This is a genomic window from Acidobacteriota bacterium (genome assembly GCA_004299485.1).
Lineage (GTDB): Bacteria > Acidobacteriota > Terriglobia > Terriglobales > SCQP01 > SCQP01.
Window position 1 is genome coordinate 195,351 of record SCQP01000016.1, and the last position, 13,632, is coordinate 208,982.

The following is a 13,632-nucleotide window of genomic DNA, read 5'->3' on the forward strand; positions in this document are numbered from 1 at the left end:
CAGCGATCCTCCTCAAGGTTACTTCCTGCGGGCCGCAGTGGCGAGCCGATTTTAGCAATTTTACCGCGCAGAGGGAGTCAGGTGGCAGCGGTGGCTGGCTCCCCACCGGCAAGCTTGAGGCGGACGGTTTGAATGCCGTCGACGGCAGCGCGCACCAGCTCGTCGGTGGGCAGGTCACGCTCGGCGGCCGCGAGCTCGTCCGGCGAACTGGACAACGCGGGGCTGCGGGGCATGAAGGCGCTGCAGCAGTCTTCTGTTTGCTCACTGGAGATGGCGAAGGTGCCGATGGCGCGCGCTTCCGCCTGAATGGCGTGCTTGTCGTCACCGATCAGGGGGCGATAAATCGGCAAGCGGACCGCGGCGCTGACCGCCTCAAGATTCAGCACCGTCTGGCTGGCGACCTGACCGAGCGAGTCGCCGGTGATCAACCCGTGGGCATGGGCGGTCGTGGCCACGGCGGCGGCGATGCGCAGCATCATGCGGCGGTAGAGCAGCACGCGGAAGCGGCTGGGCGCCGCCGCGACAATGGCCTGCTGCACCGGCACGAAGGGACACAGATACAACCGCGTGTGGAGCTGGTAACGGGTGAGCTGGCGCGCCAGCGCTTCGACGGCAGGCACACTCGAGCCCTGGCCGGCGGGTGGCGTCGCGTAAAAATGCAGCAGGCCGGCGCGGGCGCCGCGCCGGATCATGCGATAGGCGGCGACCGGGGAATCAAAGCCGCTCGACAGCAGCGCCACCATGCGTCCGGCGGTTCCGGCGGGCATGCCACCGGGGCCGGTCTCGGCGCCCCGGCTTACGAGCGCGCCCTTGCGGCTCAGTAGAATCGTGCATTTCCGCGCGGGCTGCTCCAGATCGACGGGCAGGCCCAGCCGCTCTTCAATATAGCGACCCACGGCGACGGCGACGTCATAGGACCGCAGCGCCAGCGCTTTATCCGGCCGCTGGACGTCAAGCGCGAACGTCGGCCCCCGCTGCGCCGCAATGGCCGCCAGCGCCACCGGCGCAATCGCGCCAGCCTCCGGCTCGGTGCGCTCCCCTGCGGTAATGGTCTGCACGCCCAGCGCCCGTTGCAGCCGCGCGCGCACTGCGGCAGCGTGCTCGATCGGACAGCTCACCAGCAATCCCAGGCCACGCATGCCGATAGTGCAGCCGCAGCCTTCGAGCATGAGTTCAAGATTGGCGCGCAGGCGCGAGGTGAAAAACCCCCGGTTCGCCCCTTTCAGGTTGAACTCGTGCCCATGCAGCAGGAACTCCATAAACTGACAACTGAGAACTGACGACTGAGAGCTAATCCTCAACCATGAGACCGTCGCGCATGTGCAGCACGCGGTTACCAATGGAGGCTGCAGCGGCATTGTGCGTAATCATCAGAATCGTCTGCCCCAGCGTCCGGTTCAGCTCCAGCAGCACGCCCAGCACGGCTTCCGAGTTGACCGAGTCGAGATTACCGGTGGGCTCATCGGCCAGCAGGATACGGGGCTGGTTGATGAGCGCGCGGGCGATCGCTACCCGCTGCTGCTCGCCGCCGGAAAGCTGCGTCGGACGGTGATGCAGCCGCTCGCCGATGCCCAGCAGTTGCACCAGGTGTTGTTCGTAGCCGTCGGGAATCGCCGGTGCGCCGGCAATTTCGCGTGCAATCGCAATGTTGGCGGCGGCATCTAAGGTAGGGAGCAGATTGAACTTCTGAAAGACGATGCCGATCGAGCGCCGCCGCAGGGCCGTCCGCTGGCCATCGGATAAAGTGCCGTATTCCGTGCCTTCAATGAAGACGCGGCCACGGGTGGGCTGCGTCAGCCCTCCCAGAATATGCAGCAGGGTGCTTTTGCCGCTGCCCGAAGCCCCCACGATGGAGACAAACTCGCCCGCTTCCACCGCCAGCGTCACCCCGCGCAAGGCTGCCACCTGAATCTCTCCGACGGGGTATATTTTTGTAACTTTTTCGGCCCGCACAATCGTAGGCATGAGAATGAGTTTATATAGTACCTGCTTCGCATGGCCTTAGCTGTAACCTACCCCGCTCCGCGCCCGCTTGCTGTCGCCGCCGAACGTGATTTTGCGGTCGACATGATCAAGGGCTTCGCCTGCCTGCTGATGGTCATCGCGCATGTGCCCTTCCCGCACGCGCCCTGGCTGCAGATCGGCACCGAAGGCGCGGTGCTGTTTTTTGCCTCCACGGGCATGAACCTCTGGCACATCGCCGCGCGCGACCGCGGGGACGAGCTGCGCATCGCCGCCAACGGATTGTTTCTGATCTTCGCCGGCTTCGCCAACAACTACGTGAATGGCACCCTGGGCCAGGCCGATGTCTTCCAGAGCGCCGGCATGGCGATGCTGGCGATGCTGGTGCTGCGCTGGATGCTGCCGCGCTTCTGGACCTGGCTGTTCCCGCTGCCTTACCTGATCCACTTCCTGAATGCGCACGTGTACTACTGGAAAACAAGCGCCGGCGGCGTGTCGTCGTTTTTCCTGTCGCCAGGCTTGTTTCCGCTGCTGCCGTGGCTGAGTTTTTACCTGCTGGGCGCGCACCTCAAACGCTATCCCCGCCGCCGCATGCGCCTCGGCGTGGCGCTGCTGGCACTGCTGGCATTGGGCGCGGTGGTCGCCACGCGCGGTTTCGTTTTCGACAAATTCTGGATGAGCGCCGATTACTGGTTGCTGGGCGTGGCCTACGCCACGCTGCTGCTCGATCTGTTCCGCTACTGGATTGCACACCGGCCGCGCGCGCGCTCAAAGCAAAATCAGCATCGCTATGGCCCGGCGGGCCAGACCGCCTGCGGCTTTGACCCCAGGAAAAGCCGCACGCTCCCTCTCGGAGCGGGATACACGGACGCTGATTTTGCTTTAGGCAAGCCCGCGCCGTGGAAAGAACTCCGCTACTGGGGCGCCAATTCGCTGGTGTTCTACATTCTGCAAACCCTGGTGATCCGCGTACTGGAAATCTGGCTGCCGCAGGGCCTCGGCCTGCTCATGGCGTCGCTTGTGCTGACCGCGCTGCTGCTGCGGGCGGGCTTGTGGCTGCAGCGCTGGGCCAAGCGCCAGAACGCCTGGCCGGTGCTGGCCGGCTGCGCCGTGCTGTCGGCGGGCACGCTGGCGCTGCAAGCCTGGGTGTTCCACGGCTACTTCATCCGCAGCTACTCCAGCTTCGTGCTGACGCTGGCCTTCGTGGCCGCTTATCCCGCCTTCAAGAATCTTTCCGCCCGGCTGCCCCGCCGCTACGCCCCCGCAAACGGACTCACGGCCAGCACGCTTCCATAGATCTGGCCGTGGGATCGATCTTCGGTGTACAGCACCGGTGGCAGCTGGCGGCAGCTTGGAGGCGCCCTGAGCGCCAGCGGGCGGACCCTGCCGGGAATCGAAACCCGCACTCCAAGCGACCATCGGGAGCGACCCGGGCAAAAAGTGGCGAGCCACTTGACATCCATCATCAGCCCCAGCACTGGGATTTCGTGCCGAGTGCGGAGGGTGCGGGCAGGCCGGAATGCGATAATCAATTCAGCTTCATGGCTCGGCGGCTGTTCCCCATCTTCCTGCTCCTTCTGACCGCTGCGTTCGCACAGCAGCAGAGCGTGCCTATCTTTCGCGCCGATGTCGGCGAAGTGCTGGCGCAGGTGAGCGTGCTCGACCAGCATGGGCGCGCCGTGACCGGCCTGCCGCAGTCCGATTTCACGGTTTACGATAATGACGCCGCGCAGACGCTGGATTCGTTTACCAGTGGCGATGCGCCCGTTTCCGCCGGCATTCTGGTGGACAACAGCGGCAGTATGCGTTCCAAGCGCGAGCAGGTGGACCGCGCGGCGCTGAATTTCGTGCGTGCCGGCAATCCCGACGATCAGACCTTCATCGTCAAGTTCAACGACGAGTACCATCTGGTGGCGCCCTTCACCGGCAGTATTGCGGCGCTGGAGCAGGGACTCGGCGAAATCAATCCCGACTATGCCACCGCGATGTACGACGCCATCATTCGCGGCGTCGAGTACCTGAACCGCTACGGCAAAAACACCAAGAAAGTCATCCTGCTGATCAGCGATGGCGCCGACGACGCCAGCGGCCACAATCTCGAGCAAACCGAGCAGATTCTGCGGGTGCAGAATGCGCCCTTGATCTACTGCATCGGCCTGAGCGATCACGAAGATAGCGGCTGGGTGCGGCGCGACAACGCACGCGTGCTGAACCGGATTGCGGAGCTGACCGGCGGCCTGGCGTACTTCCCCAAGAACCTGAACCAGGTCAACGATATTACCCGCAAGGTGGCGGAGGACATCCGTCTGCAGTACAGTCTTGTCTACCGCTCCAGCCAGACCGCGCCCGGCTTTCACGCCATTCGCGTCGTGGTGCGCGATCCGCAGCACAAGCACCTGCATGCGGTGACGCGGCGCGGGTACTGGCGGTAAAAAGCTTACAGCTTACAGTTCACAGCTTACAGTCAGCGCAGACCGAGAGCTGCCCGGATACGGCCGGCTTCGGCAGCCGCTTCGGCCAGCGGCAGCAGCCGGACGCCGGCTTCGCTGAGCAGCGCCGCAAGGTAGGCGGCTTCCTCGTCGGGCGCGTCATCGTGAAAGGCGGCCACGTCGAATGGGCCCAGATGCCGGCGCACGCGCTCGACGGTGAAACACAATTCTTTGACCATTCCTTCGCCGCTCGCCCAGGGCAGCGCCTGGATGACGTGGTGTTGCTGACCGCCGCGCTCCTGGTAATGGAAATCGAACGCGAAGCGGTCGGGCGTCGCCAGCCATTCGCCGGCCCTCACGTTGCGCTGCATGTGCCGCAGCACGCGCTCTTCGGTAAAGATGCGCCGCAGATGCAGCAACACCCGGCGGCGCGCGCCGCGAGCGACGGCGGCCTCGGCGTCCGGAATCGCGCTTACCGGCGCGGCATATTGCTGGTACAGGCGGTCCAGCTCGGTGGCTGGATCGGCGGTCAGCACCGTTTGCGGATCACTCAGCCGCAGCGTGTGGCTGAAGGTTTCGTGTGCCAGCTCCAGGAAGTATTGCCGCGACAGCCAGGCCGGCTCGCTGGTCCGCAGCCGCAGCAACAGGTCGGCCTCCAGTCCTTCCAGCACGGCAGGGTCAAACTGAGGCGCAAGCTGCCGCACCCGGGTCAGGTCGGGCAGCAGCCGCACGCCCGTGAACCCTCCCTGCCGCGCATCGAATAGCGCTACGCCCACGGTGACGGCTTCGTCCCGGATGGGATTCGGCGCCAGCCGGATGAGTACGTATTGGCAGGCCCGCAGCATGGCTCTTACTCTATCGCCCTCCCGCCGCCTCGAAGGCCATATCGCGCCAGTTGTCGAACGGGGCCCGGGGGGAAAGTTTGACCTCCCAGATCAACTCGCGCACGCGCGGCCGCCGCCGCACCAGCCGCCCCAGCAGCGCCTGCAGCTCGTCGAAGTCGCCGTACCACTCCGGCGGCATCTCTTCGCCAGCGGCATAGATCGCTGCCTCTTCATACTGCTCCAGCCGCGTCAGCCAGGGCTCAAACGATTTCCACCCGGTCACGCCCGCGTAGACCACATTGCGGCAATACACCCCGCGCAGCGGGCTGTCGGGGAAATCCCAGTCGCCGGCATTGAAGCAAAAGCCCTGGTCCACCATCCAGGCGCGCAGCGGCTTGTGCGGACCCGTACGGCAGTAAATCACCTGCCGCCCGTTACAATTGCACGTCCATTTATCGAACGCCAGAAAACCGGCAAAATTCTCCAGATTGGCAATCAGGTGCAGACCGGGCTCGGGCAAGTAGTCGTAAATCGGCGCATAGGGGTCATCGGCGGGCAAGCGCGAGCCGAACTGGAGGCCGCTGGCGCAGGGCACGATCTGACCGGCGATGCGCATCCGCAGTCCCGGCGAGCCGGCAATCAGTTCCTCCGGCACTTCGATCATCGCCGCCGGCGGTACCGGCAAGCCGAGTCCGCGCGCCAGCCGCGCCCCCAGCCACTCATTCGCCAGCACGCGCCGGTGCTGCGGATTGTTCACGAACTTGACGACGTAGAAATGCCCGTCGGCGCAGCGCATCAGGTGCGATTGCGCTCCGCCCCGCATCGGCCGCACATGTTCTACCGCGACGATTGGCACTACGGCTAGTGTAGCCGGGCGTACTCGGTTTTCGCCTGGGCGACGACGGGCAGGCCGGGGTCGGCGTGTTGCCAGAGCGCGAAGAAGTCCTGGTAGGCCGTGCGGGCGGCCGCGGTCTGGTGCTGCAGCGCGAGCGCGCGCGCGAGGCCAAGCTGCGAGAGGCCGCAGGCGAGCGCATCGGAATTTTCCGGCGCAATGCCTTTCAGTGCCAGCAACTTGCGAAATGCGCTCGCGGCTGCACTTCCGTTGCCGGCCGCGAGGAAGGCGGCGCCGCGGGTGTAGAGCGACGTCATCGAGCCTCCGTCGTAGGGCTCGGCCTTTCGCGCCGCTGCGACGGCAGCTTTGGCGTCGCCTTTTTTCAGCGCAATCCATGCCTGAATATCCGGCACCTGGATCGAGTTCACGAAAATGCTCAGGGGCTGGGAACGCGCCAGCTCGGCCGCAAGGCGCTCGGCTGTGGCCGTATCACCGATCACCGCCGCTGTCCAAGCGACAGTGTCCTGCACCGATGGGTCCTGGGAACGCACCAGAGGCGCGATACCGCGCTGCGCGGTGGCCACTAGCCCGACAGCAGCTTCGTTTGCGGCCTCATAGGCGGCGTTCTGGTCGCCAACAAACTGATTGTCCATCTGCGCGCCGATCTGATCTTGCTGCTGGTCGAGAGCATGGGCCTCAGCCAACTGGCCGTGCATGGCAGCAATATCGGCCTCATAGGCCAGCATCTGAAGCTTGCCGCCCGAGGTACGGCTCGCCAGCGCCACTTCCCGCACCCAACCCGCATGGTCGCCTTCAGCCAACGCTACGAGGGCCAGCGAAATGTGGATGAATGGCTTATCCACGTGGCGCGCGAGTGCTTCGTCGAGAATGGATTTAGCTTCGTCCGGGCGGTCGAGTGCGAGATATGCGAAGGCGGCATTGGAATAAGCCAGAACATTTTGTGGTTGCAATCGGATTGCGGCCAGTGCTGGCGTGAGCGAGTTGCTCGCCTGGCCCAGTTGGGCGTACGCAACACCCAGATTGTTCTGGCCGCGGAAGTCGCGTGGGTACGTCTGGATATAGAGCTGATACGCAGGGATTGCCTTGTCGATTTGGCCCGACAATTCGTAGTAGCTGGCGGCAATTAGCAACTTTTCCTGTTCGCTGGTGCGATTACGCAGGGCAAACGCCTGCTGCATTGCGGGCAGCATTTTCTGCAGACCGCCCTCGTCATCGTACGCTGTGGCTAGAACCCGGTAGGCCATGGCGAAATTCGGATCGAGCGCGACCGCCTGTTGCGCCGCCGTCACCGCCTTCCCATACTCGCCCTGCCCGAGCTCCTGACCGGCGAGGGTAAACGCCTTCAGTGCCGGCAGCGATGAGGTGGTAGCCATGGCCAGCGGCTGATCAAATTGGTGAATCGAGGCTAACGACTCGCCCAGCTTGCCCCGCAGCCGCGCGGTGGCTTTATCGAGCGCGCCGAGCACCTCGCCTTCTCCGTTTGCTGTCGCCTGGGTTTCCGCCAGCGTGCTGCCGCTAGCCGCGTCGACCGCCTGCAGCGTGATCACGAACTGATTGCCGAGGCTGGCAATCGAGGGTTCGAGCATCGCTTTTATCTGATCGCGCGCGCAAATCTGCTGGCCGAGGGCAGGCGTGACGATGGCATTCGCCGGCTGCTCCATCAGCGCCAGCGTGCTGGCGATCTGCTGATCGGAGACGACATTGAAGTAGGGCGTCTGCGACAGGCTGACCGCGAGCGCGGTACGCAAGGTGCCGTCAAAGGCGGCGTTGCCGGTGGTATTGCTGAAGGCGGTGAGCAGGACGGAGTCCTTGTCGGTCAGCGCCGGCGCACGGCGGGTGAAGACGAACGCCAGCCCAGTTGCAATCACCACCGCCGCTATGGCGCCTGGAATCCACCAGCGCCGACGGCGCACCGCTGCCGGCGCGACCCGCACGGCGGAGCTCACGCGGCCGGAGTCGGTATCGCGTTTCAGCCGCCGCAGATCGGCTTCCATGTCGGCCGCGCTCTGGTAGCGCAGGGCTTTGTCCTTTTCGAGTGAGCGCTCGATGATGCGCGCCAGCTCCGGCGGGATCTGCGGATGCAATTGCTCGGGTGGCGTGGGTGCCTTGTGTAAAATCGCGTCCGATACCGCCAGCGTGGTCTGGCCTTCAAACGGTAATCGGCCCGTGGCCATTTCATACAGCACCGCGCCGAAGCTGAACAAATCCGTGCGGGCGTCGAGCGGCTCGCCCAACGCCTGCTCCGGGCTCATGTAGGCGATGGTGCCGAGGGTTGTGCCCGGCGAGGTCAGGTCGCTGGGCGGTCCCGCGATGGTCGGCGCTTCCGGATCGGCGGCGCCCGGCTCCAGCGCCTGCTGCTTTGCCAGGCCGAAATCGAGAATTTTCGCCTGCCCGCGCGTGGTAACGAAAATGTTGGCGGGCTTGATGTCGCGGTGGATGATGCCCTTGGCGTGCGCCGCCGCCAGGCCGTCGGCAATCTGGATGGCGAGGTCCACGACGGTATCGGCCGGCAGCGGCTGGCCGCGTGTCAGCTTGCCTTTGAGCGTCGTGCCCTCGAGGAATTGCATGGTGATGGCGAGCTGGCCATCCTGGGTGGTGATGTCGTAAACGGTGCAGATATTGGGGTGGTCGAGCGCGCTCGCCGCCCGCGCCTCGCGCCGCAGCCGTTCCAGCGCCTGGGCATCCTGGCTCAAGTTGTCCGGTAGGAACTTCAGCGCCACGAACCGGCCCAGGGTGGTGTCCTCGGCCTTATAGACCACACCCATGCCGCCGCCGCCCAGTTTGCCTAAAATGCGATATCGCTGCTCCACGATGCCCTACAGTATAAGTTCTCTCGATGGATACTTTGGTCTTTGATCTCGACGGGGTGCTGGTGGATGTCTCGGCGTCGTTTCGCACCTGCATTGGCCGCACGCTGGAGGCGCTGGGCGGACGCCCCGCGGCGGATGCCGAAATTGTCAGCCTCAAATTGGCAGGCGGGTTCAATAACGACTGGGATGTGACGCGCGAATTGCTACGGCAGCAAGGGATTGCGGTAGCGCGTGAGCGCGTGGTCGAGGTGTTCAGCCAAATTTACCGGGGCGCGCCTGGCGAAGGCGTATTTGGTCCGGAGGGACTCATTCACCGCGAATCCTGGCTGCTGCCGCCGGCACAGCTCGCGCAGCTCGCAGAACACTACCGCCTCGCCATTTTCACCGGCCGGCCGCGCCGCGATGCCGAATTTACGCTGCGGCACTGCGGTGCCGCCGGCGCGTTTGCCGAGATGGTCGCGCTGGAGGATGCTCCCGCCAAGCCCGATCCCGAGGGGTTGCGCCGGCTCGGCGCGCGCCTCTATATCGGCGACACGGTCGACGACGCGCGTTGCGCTGCCGCTGCCGGCGTGGCCTTCATCGGGATTTGTCTGCCGGCGAGCGATCTCGAGCGCCGCTTCCGGGAATTAGGGGCTCAGTTCACGGCCGCCGCGGTCTGCGATGTGATTAACGGCCTCGGCCGCGGGGAGGCCGACCAACGGGAGGCCCGGGGCGCAGCCCCGCGTAAGGGCGGCGCGAGCCGCACCGTCTGAATGCGGCGCACGCCACGCCACACCGCCGGCAGCAATTGCCGGCTGGTGCGGCAGCCGCCGACGCGCGTCAGGCAGCCCAGGTTGAACTCGTGCGCCCGGCGCTGCTCGCCGGCACTGGCGCGCGGCGACATGCGCACCACGGTGCGGCCGGGCTGGCCCTTGCTGTCGAAGGTAATCGCAGCGTCGTAAGGCGGCAGGCCGTCCGCGTCCATATGGTCGAAGACCATGGCGCTGGCGATGGCGCCGCCGCGGTTGGTGTACGTATTGGGACTAACCAGCATGGCCATATCCATGGAGCCGACCACGCCGCCGCCGGGGTCGCTGGCGCCGCCCTCGCGCCGGATCATGACGCTGAACTCGGTGTGTGGCGCCAGCCGCAGCCAGTGCAGCCAGGCGTTCTGGAACTGGAACAGGCAGTTGTCGCCCACGCAGGCGGCGGAATCGCCGTACGCGCGCGCCAAGGCCTCAATGGCAGTGAATCGCGTCTGTTCCACCTGCACCGTGCGCAACTGCCGCAGCAGGTGCGCCGCATGGGAACGCGGCGCCATCACCAGAAAAAACAACAGCACGGGGGTGCCAATAATGACGATGAAGGCCAGCTCCCGGAGCAGGCGCGTACTCCAGCGCGGCTTCATGAATTACCCGTTTTGGCCGCTGAGCAGGCGCGTGATAGCGGCATGGACCAGCTTGCCGTCGGCCCGCTGCTGGTTGGCCTGGAAGCGCGCCATGGCCGCTTTCATGGCTTTGCCCAAATCCTTCGGGCTGGCGGCGCCGGTTTCGGCAATCGCGGCCCGGACGGTGGCTTCAATTTCTTCCGGCGACAGCGCCCGCGGCAGATAGCCCTCGATGATGACGATTTCGGCTTTTTCCTTGGCGGCGAGCTCGGGCCGCGCGCCGGCGGTAAACTGCTCGGCCGAGTCCTCGCGCTGCTTGATCATCGTGCCCAGCACTTTGTGAACTTCAGCATCATCCAGGTCGTGCCCCGTCTCGACTTTACGGTACTGGAGCGCGGACTTCATCATGCGCAGCGTGGACAAGCGGAGCTCGTCGTGCGCCTTGAGCGCCGCGACCAGGTCCTGCTGAATCTGTTCGGAGAGGGCCATAACGCAAGCTTACAGCTTACAGTTTACAGCTTACAGTTCACGCGGCACGGGACCATGCGGCCCGGATGTTCTCGACCTGCGCCTGAAATCTCTCTCCCGGCGCCGGCTTGCCCTGGAGCGTGGGAATTTCACGCGCCCAGCGGGCGATCTCCAATTCGGCGACCGTTTCCGGGTTGGTATCGGGAAAGCGCGCGCGCAGGATTTGCGCAATCTCGTCGGCGTCGTCCCAACTGAGCACATCGGCCATGGTGGTGGCGCCTAAGCGAGAGCGCGCAACTGCCGTGCCGCGTCAACCACACGCGCTGCGGCACGATCGATTTCCTCAGCCGTGGTGAAGCGGCCGAGGCCAAAACGAACCGAGCGCTGGGCCTCATCCTCGCTCAGCCCAATGGCCAACAGCACGTGGCTGGCATTGCGTGAACTGGACGTACAGGCGGAGCCGGACGAACAGGCGACTTCGGGCATGCTCATCATCAGCGTGGTCGCATCCACCTCCGGGAAGGTTAGATGAAGGTTGTGGACCACGCGTTGGGTCTGGCTGCCGTTGACTTTTACGCCTTCAACTCCCGTCTGAATCAAATCCCGCAGCCGGTCGCGCAGCGCGCCGATCCGGCGGCTCTCTTCCGGCAGCTCCTCGGCCGCAATAGCCGCCGCCGCGCCCAGGCCGGCGATGCCGGGCACGTTGAGCGTGCCCGAGCGCATGCCGCGCTCATGCCCGCCGCCATCCTGCTGGCAAATGAGCTTGACGCCCGAGCGCACGAACAGGCCGCCCACGCCTTTGGGCCCGTACATCTTGTGGCCCGAAAGTGACAGCAAGTCCACTTTCCAGCGCTTCACGTCCACCGGCATTTTGCCCACCGCTTGTGTGGCGTCGGAGTGAAAGACGATGCCGCGGGCGCGGGTAAGCGCACCGATGGCTTCCATATCCTGTACCGTGCCGATTTCGTTGTTCACCGCCATGATGCTGACCAGCACAGTCTCCGGCCGCAGCGCCGCTTCCAGCTCGCTCAGCCGGATGCGGCCGTCGTGATCGACTGCCAACCGTGTGACGGCAAAGCCCTCGTGCTCCAGCCGTATAAACGGATCGAGCACCGCATGGTGCTCGAAGTTGGTGGTAATGATGTGTGCATTTTTGCCGCGACAACAGTCCGCCACGCCTTTAATGGCCAGGTTGTCACTTTCCGTCGCACCGCTGGTAAAAACGATCTCTTTCGGCTCGGCGCCAATCAGCACCGCCACCTGCGTCCGCGCCTGCTGCACGGCTTTCGCGGCGGCCCATCCATAGGCATGGCTGTTGCTGGCCGCGTTGCCGAATTCACTTGTGAAATAAGGCTCCATCGCCCGGAACACCCGCGGGTCTACCGGCGTGGTGGCGTGATTGTCGAGATAGATCGGTTGCGGCGCCATCCCCTTCAGCATACCCGCTCCACTGGGTCAATTGCAGCGGTGTATGCTATGCACCATGAGGCGCACGCAGCTCTACCTCGATGAAATACTCTGGGATCGGCTCCGCACGGAGGCACGCGCACGACACACGACCGTGTCGGATCTCGTGCGTAAGGCACTGCGGGAAAAATACGTCAGTTCGTTCGAACGGCGGCGCAAAGCAATGGAAGCCGTTGTCGGCATCTGGAAGGACCGCACCGACTTGCCCGATACCGACGAATATATCCGCTCGATGCGCCGCAACACCCGTGCTGAACGCCTGCGATGACAGGCATTCTGGTCGACTCCGATATTCTGATCGAGGTTTTTCGGGGGCGTAATCGGATCCTACTTCAGGCTTGGCACGATCTGAGTCAGCGCGAGGATCTGATCGCTACGAGCGCCATCAACGTGGCAGAGCTTTGGCGCGGCGTTCTGGCGCCGGAGCGCGAAGCCCTGCGACAGCTCCTGGCGGAGTTGACCTGCCTTCCGCTGGATCGCGAGGAGGGAGAATTGGCGGGCGAGTTGATGCGCCGCTATGCTCCCAGCCACGGGCTGGAGCTGCCCGATGCGCTCATCGCCAGTGTGGCGGTTACACAAAGGCTCAATTTCTGGACGCGCAACCGTCGGCACTTCCCGATGCCGGAGCTGCGCTTTTACGACGTTTGAGGTGGTGGCTCCGGGGAAGCCGCGGGCAAGACTTCCGGCTCCAGCGATGAAGGCGGCAGGGCGCGCACGCGGTTGCGCACCCACAGTGCGTGATTGAGCCGGAGGCAGTAGCCGACCCAGAGCCAATAGGGCAGGAGCCAGAGCCAGGTCCAGGTGCCATCGGCTGCGGCATAGAGCATGGTGAGGACGATGGTGCCCCAGAGCAGCCAGGCGAACGCTACTCCTTTCCCCAGGCGCCGCAAGCCAAACACCACCCCTTGCCAGACGGCATTGAATCCCAGGCAAAAGCCGTAGAGCACGAGTGCCGTGGCGGCCGCACCGTTCCTCCATTGGCCCCAGATGGCCCAGCCGGCAACGCCGGTGACCGCGGCAATCGCGCTCCAGACCGGCGCAAATACCCATTCCGCGGGATACCACGCTGGCTTGCGCAGGCTGTTGTACCAGATTTCGGTGAAATGGTTGCGCCCGCCGATGCGTGCCCCGGCGCCGGCTACGGCAAAATTCACCACCACGAACAGCAGCAGCATCCAACTTTGTAGGGCTATGATTGCCATGGCCGTGCTCTCCATCATGATCGCACTGCTGAAATCGGGTGAAGCCGGCCTCCAGCCGGTCGCGCCGCTTTGCGCCGTGAGCAAAGCTGGCCGAAAAAGCTGCAGAACTACCAAGGGCGGCCGGTTTCGGGAAGGCAACGCATCCCGGCCACAGCCATGCGCAGCGCCGGATTGGGGCTCACGGGGTCCCCAGTCCGGCGCGAGCACAAGCGGGACGCGCGGCGCAGCCGCGCAGGGGCCCGCGCCCATCA

At 64.8% G+C, this 13,632-nt stretch carries 14 protein-coding genes and 1 pseudogene; 5 read left to right on the plus strand and 10 right to left on the minus strand.

The annotated features are described in order from the left end of the window. Positions 1-77: 77 nt before the first annotated feature. Together EPN33_12155 and EPN33_12160 are read right to left on the minus strand one after the other, a co-directional pair. The gene (locus EPN33_12155) at positions 78-1,358 is read right to left on the minus strand and encodes a tRNA 4-thiouridine(8) synthase ThiI (GenBank protein ID TAN21369.1); all 1,281 of its coding nucleotides are present in this window, start codon (positions 1,356-1,358) and stop codon (positions 78-80) included. After that, positions 1,291-1,965, minus strand: a complete 675-nt coding sequence (locus EPN33_12160) for an ABC transporter ATP-binding protein (protein ID TAN21370.1) — start codon at positions 1,963-1,965, stop codon at positions 1,291-1,293. The genes EPN33_12155 and EPN33_12160 overlap by 68 nt, the downstream gene beginning before the upstream one ends. 30 nt (positions 1,966-1,995) lie before the next feature. On the opposite strand from EPN33_12160, the gene EPN33_12165 reads away from it, so the two are divergent. Together EPN33_12165 and EPN33_12170 are read left to right on the plus strand one after the other, a co-directional pair. Continuing rightward, positions 1,996-3,258 (plus strand): hypothetical protein, encoded by a 1,263-nt coding sequence (locus tag EPN33_12165; GenBank protein ID TAN21371.1) that lies wholly within the window; start codon positions 1,996-1,998, stop codon positions 3,256-3,258. A 245-nt stretch (positions 3,259-3,503) separates the two neighbouring features. Next, entirely contained in the window at positions 3,504-4,394 is an 891-nt protein-coding gene (locus EPN33_12170; GenBank protein ID TAN21372.1) for a VWA domain-containing protein, read from the plus strand. Positions 4,395-4,426: 32 nt separating this feature from the next. On the opposite strand, the gene EPN33_12175 is transcribed toward EPN33_12170, so the two are convergent. The 3 genes and pseudogenes from EPN33_12175 to EPN33_12185 form a co-directional block, all read right to left on the minus strand. Then, a complete protein-coding gene (locus EPN33_12175; GenBank protein TAN21373.1) occupies positions 4,427-5,236 on the minus strand; it encodes a DUF3037 domain-containing protein in 810 nt (269 codons plus the stop codon). Between the two features lie 10 nt (positions 5,237-5,246). Then, positions 5,247-6,071, minus strand: a complete 825-nt coding sequence (locus tag EPN33_12180; protein ID TAN21374.1) for a phosphatidylinositol kinase — start codon at positions 6,069-6,071, stop codon at positions 5,247-5,249. A 1,943-nt stretch (positions 6,072-8,014) separates the two neighbouring features. Further along, positions 8,015-8,833: pseudogene (locus EPN33_12185) on the minus strand (serine/threonine protein kinase). Positions 8,834-8,904: 71 nt separating this feature from the next. Between EPN33_12185 and EPN33_12190 the strand changes: the two are divergent. After that, the gene (locus EPN33_12190) at positions 8,905-9,630 is read left to right on the plus strand and encodes an HAD family hydrolase (GenBank protein ID TAN21375.1); all 726 of its coding nucleotides are present in this window, start codon (positions 8,905-8,907) and stop codon (positions 9,628-9,630) included. Here EPN33_12190 and EPN33_12195 read toward each other — a convergent pair. Genes EPN33_12195 through EPN33_12210 form a run of 4 tightly spaced genes read right to left on the minus strand, consistent with a single transcriptional unit; the run spans position 9,513 to position 12,152 of the window. Further along, positions 9,513-10,265, minus strand: coding sequence for a hypothetical protein (locus tag EPN33_12195; protein ID TAN21376.1), 753 nt, complete (start codon positions 10,263-10,265; stop codon positions 9,513-9,515). The two genes, EPN33_12190 and EPN33_12195, sit on opposite strands and share 118 nt — an antisense overlap. Positions 10,266-10,268: 3 nt before the next feature. Next, complete coding sequence (locus EPN33_12200) at positions 10,269-10,733, minus strand: GatB/YqeY domain-containing protein (GenBank protein TAN21377.1); 465 nt, start codon at positions 10,731-10,733, stop codon at positions 10,269-10,271. Positions 10,734-10,770: 37 nt separating this feature from the next. Beyond that, entirely contained in the window at positions 10,771-10,980 is a 210-nt protein-coding gene (locus EPN33_12205; protein TAN21378.1) for a hypothetical protein, read from the minus strand. 11 nt (positions 10,981-10,991) lie between these two features. Then, positions 10,992-12,152, minus strand: coding sequence for an aminotransferase class V-fold PLP-dependent enzyme (locus tag EPN33_12210; protein ID TAN21379.1), 1,161 nt, complete (start codon positions 12,150-12,152; stop codon positions 10,992-10,994). Between the two features lie 43 nt (positions 12,153-12,195). On the opposite strand from EPN33_12210, the gene EPN33_12215 reads away from it, so the two are divergent. Next, positions 12,196-12,447: a ribbon-helix-helix protein, CopG family gene (locus tag EPN33_12215; protein TAN21380.1), complete on the plus strand. Its 252-nt coding sequence runs from the start codon at positions 12,196-12,198 to the stop codon at positions 12,445-12,447. Then, positions 12,444-12,827, plus strand: a complete 384-nt coding sequence (locus tag EPN33_12220; GenBank protein ID TAN21381.1) for a type II toxin-antitoxin system VapC family toxin — start codon at positions 12,444-12,446, stop codon at positions 12,825-12,827. Before EPN33_12215 ends, EPN33_12220 begins: the two co-directional genes overlap by 4 nt. Here EPN33_12220 and EPN33_12225 read toward each other — a convergent pair. After that, a complete protein-coding gene (locus EPN33_12225; protein ID TAN21382.1) occupies positions 12,815-13,630 on the minus strand; it encodes a tryptophan-rich sensory protein in 816 nt (271 codons plus the stop codon). The genes EPN33_12220 and EPN33_12225 overlap by 13 nt on opposite strands. Positions 13,631-13,632 lie beyond the last annotated feature (2 nt).

What these genes read in the sequence shown, in the direction of transcription:
- EPN33_12155 (TAN21369.1), bottom strand. Translation starts at nt 1,358, where the DNA reads ATGCCGCTGCAGCCTCCATTGGTAACCGCGTGCTGCACATGCGCGACG.
- EPN33_12160 (TAN21370.1), bottom strand. Translation starts at nt 1,965, where the DNA reads ATGCCTACGATTGTGCGGGCCGAAAAAGTTACAAAAATATACCCCGTC.
- EPN33_12165 (TAN21371.1), top strand. Translation starts at nt 1,996, where the DNA reads ATGGCCTTAGCTGTAACCTACCCCGCTCCGCGCCCGCTTGCTGTCGCC.
- EPN33_12170 (TAN21372.1), top strand. Translation starts at nt 3,504, where the DNA reads ATGGCTCGGCGGCTGTTCCCCATCTTCCTGCTCCTTCTGACCGCTGCG.
- EPN33_12175 (TAN21373.1), bottom strand. Translation starts at nt 5,236, where the DNA reads ATGCTGCGGGCCTGCCAATACGTACTCATCCGGCTGGCGCCGAATCCC.
- EPN33_12190 (TAN21375.1), top strand. Translation starts at nt 8,905, where the DNA reads ATGGATACTTTGGTCTTTGATCTCGACGGGGTGCTGGTGGATGTCTCG.
- EPN33_12195 (TAN21376.1), bottom strand. Translation starts at nt 10,265, where the DNA reads ATGAAGCCGCGCTGGAGTACGCGCCTGCTCCGGGAGCTGGCCTTCATC.
- EPN33_12200 (TAN21377.1), bottom strand. Translation starts at nt 10,733, where the DNA reads ATGGCCCTCTCCGAACAGATTCAGCAGGACCTGGTCGCGGCGCTCAAG.
- EPN33_12205 (TAN21378.1), bottom strand. Translation starts at nt 10,980, where the DNA reads ATGGCCGATGTGCTCAGTTGGGACGACGCCGACGAGATTGCGCAAATC.
- EPN33_12210 (TAN21379.1), bottom strand. Translation starts at nt 12,152, where the DNA reads ATGCTGAAGGGGATGGCGCCGCAACCGATCTATCTCGACAATCACGCC.
- EPN33_12215 (TAN21380.1), top strand. Translation starts at nt 12,196, where the DNA reads ATGAGGCGCACGCAGCTCTACCTCGATGAAATACTCTGGGATCGGCTC.
- EPN33_12220 (TAN21381.1), top strand. Translation starts at nt 12,444, where the DNA reads ATGACAGGCATTCTGGTCGACTCCGATATTCTGATCGAGGTTTTTCGG.
- EPN33_12225 (TAN21382.1), bottom strand. Translation starts at nt 13,630, where the DNA reads ATGGGCGCGGGCCCCTGCGCGGCTGCGCCGCGCGTCCCGCTTGTGCTC.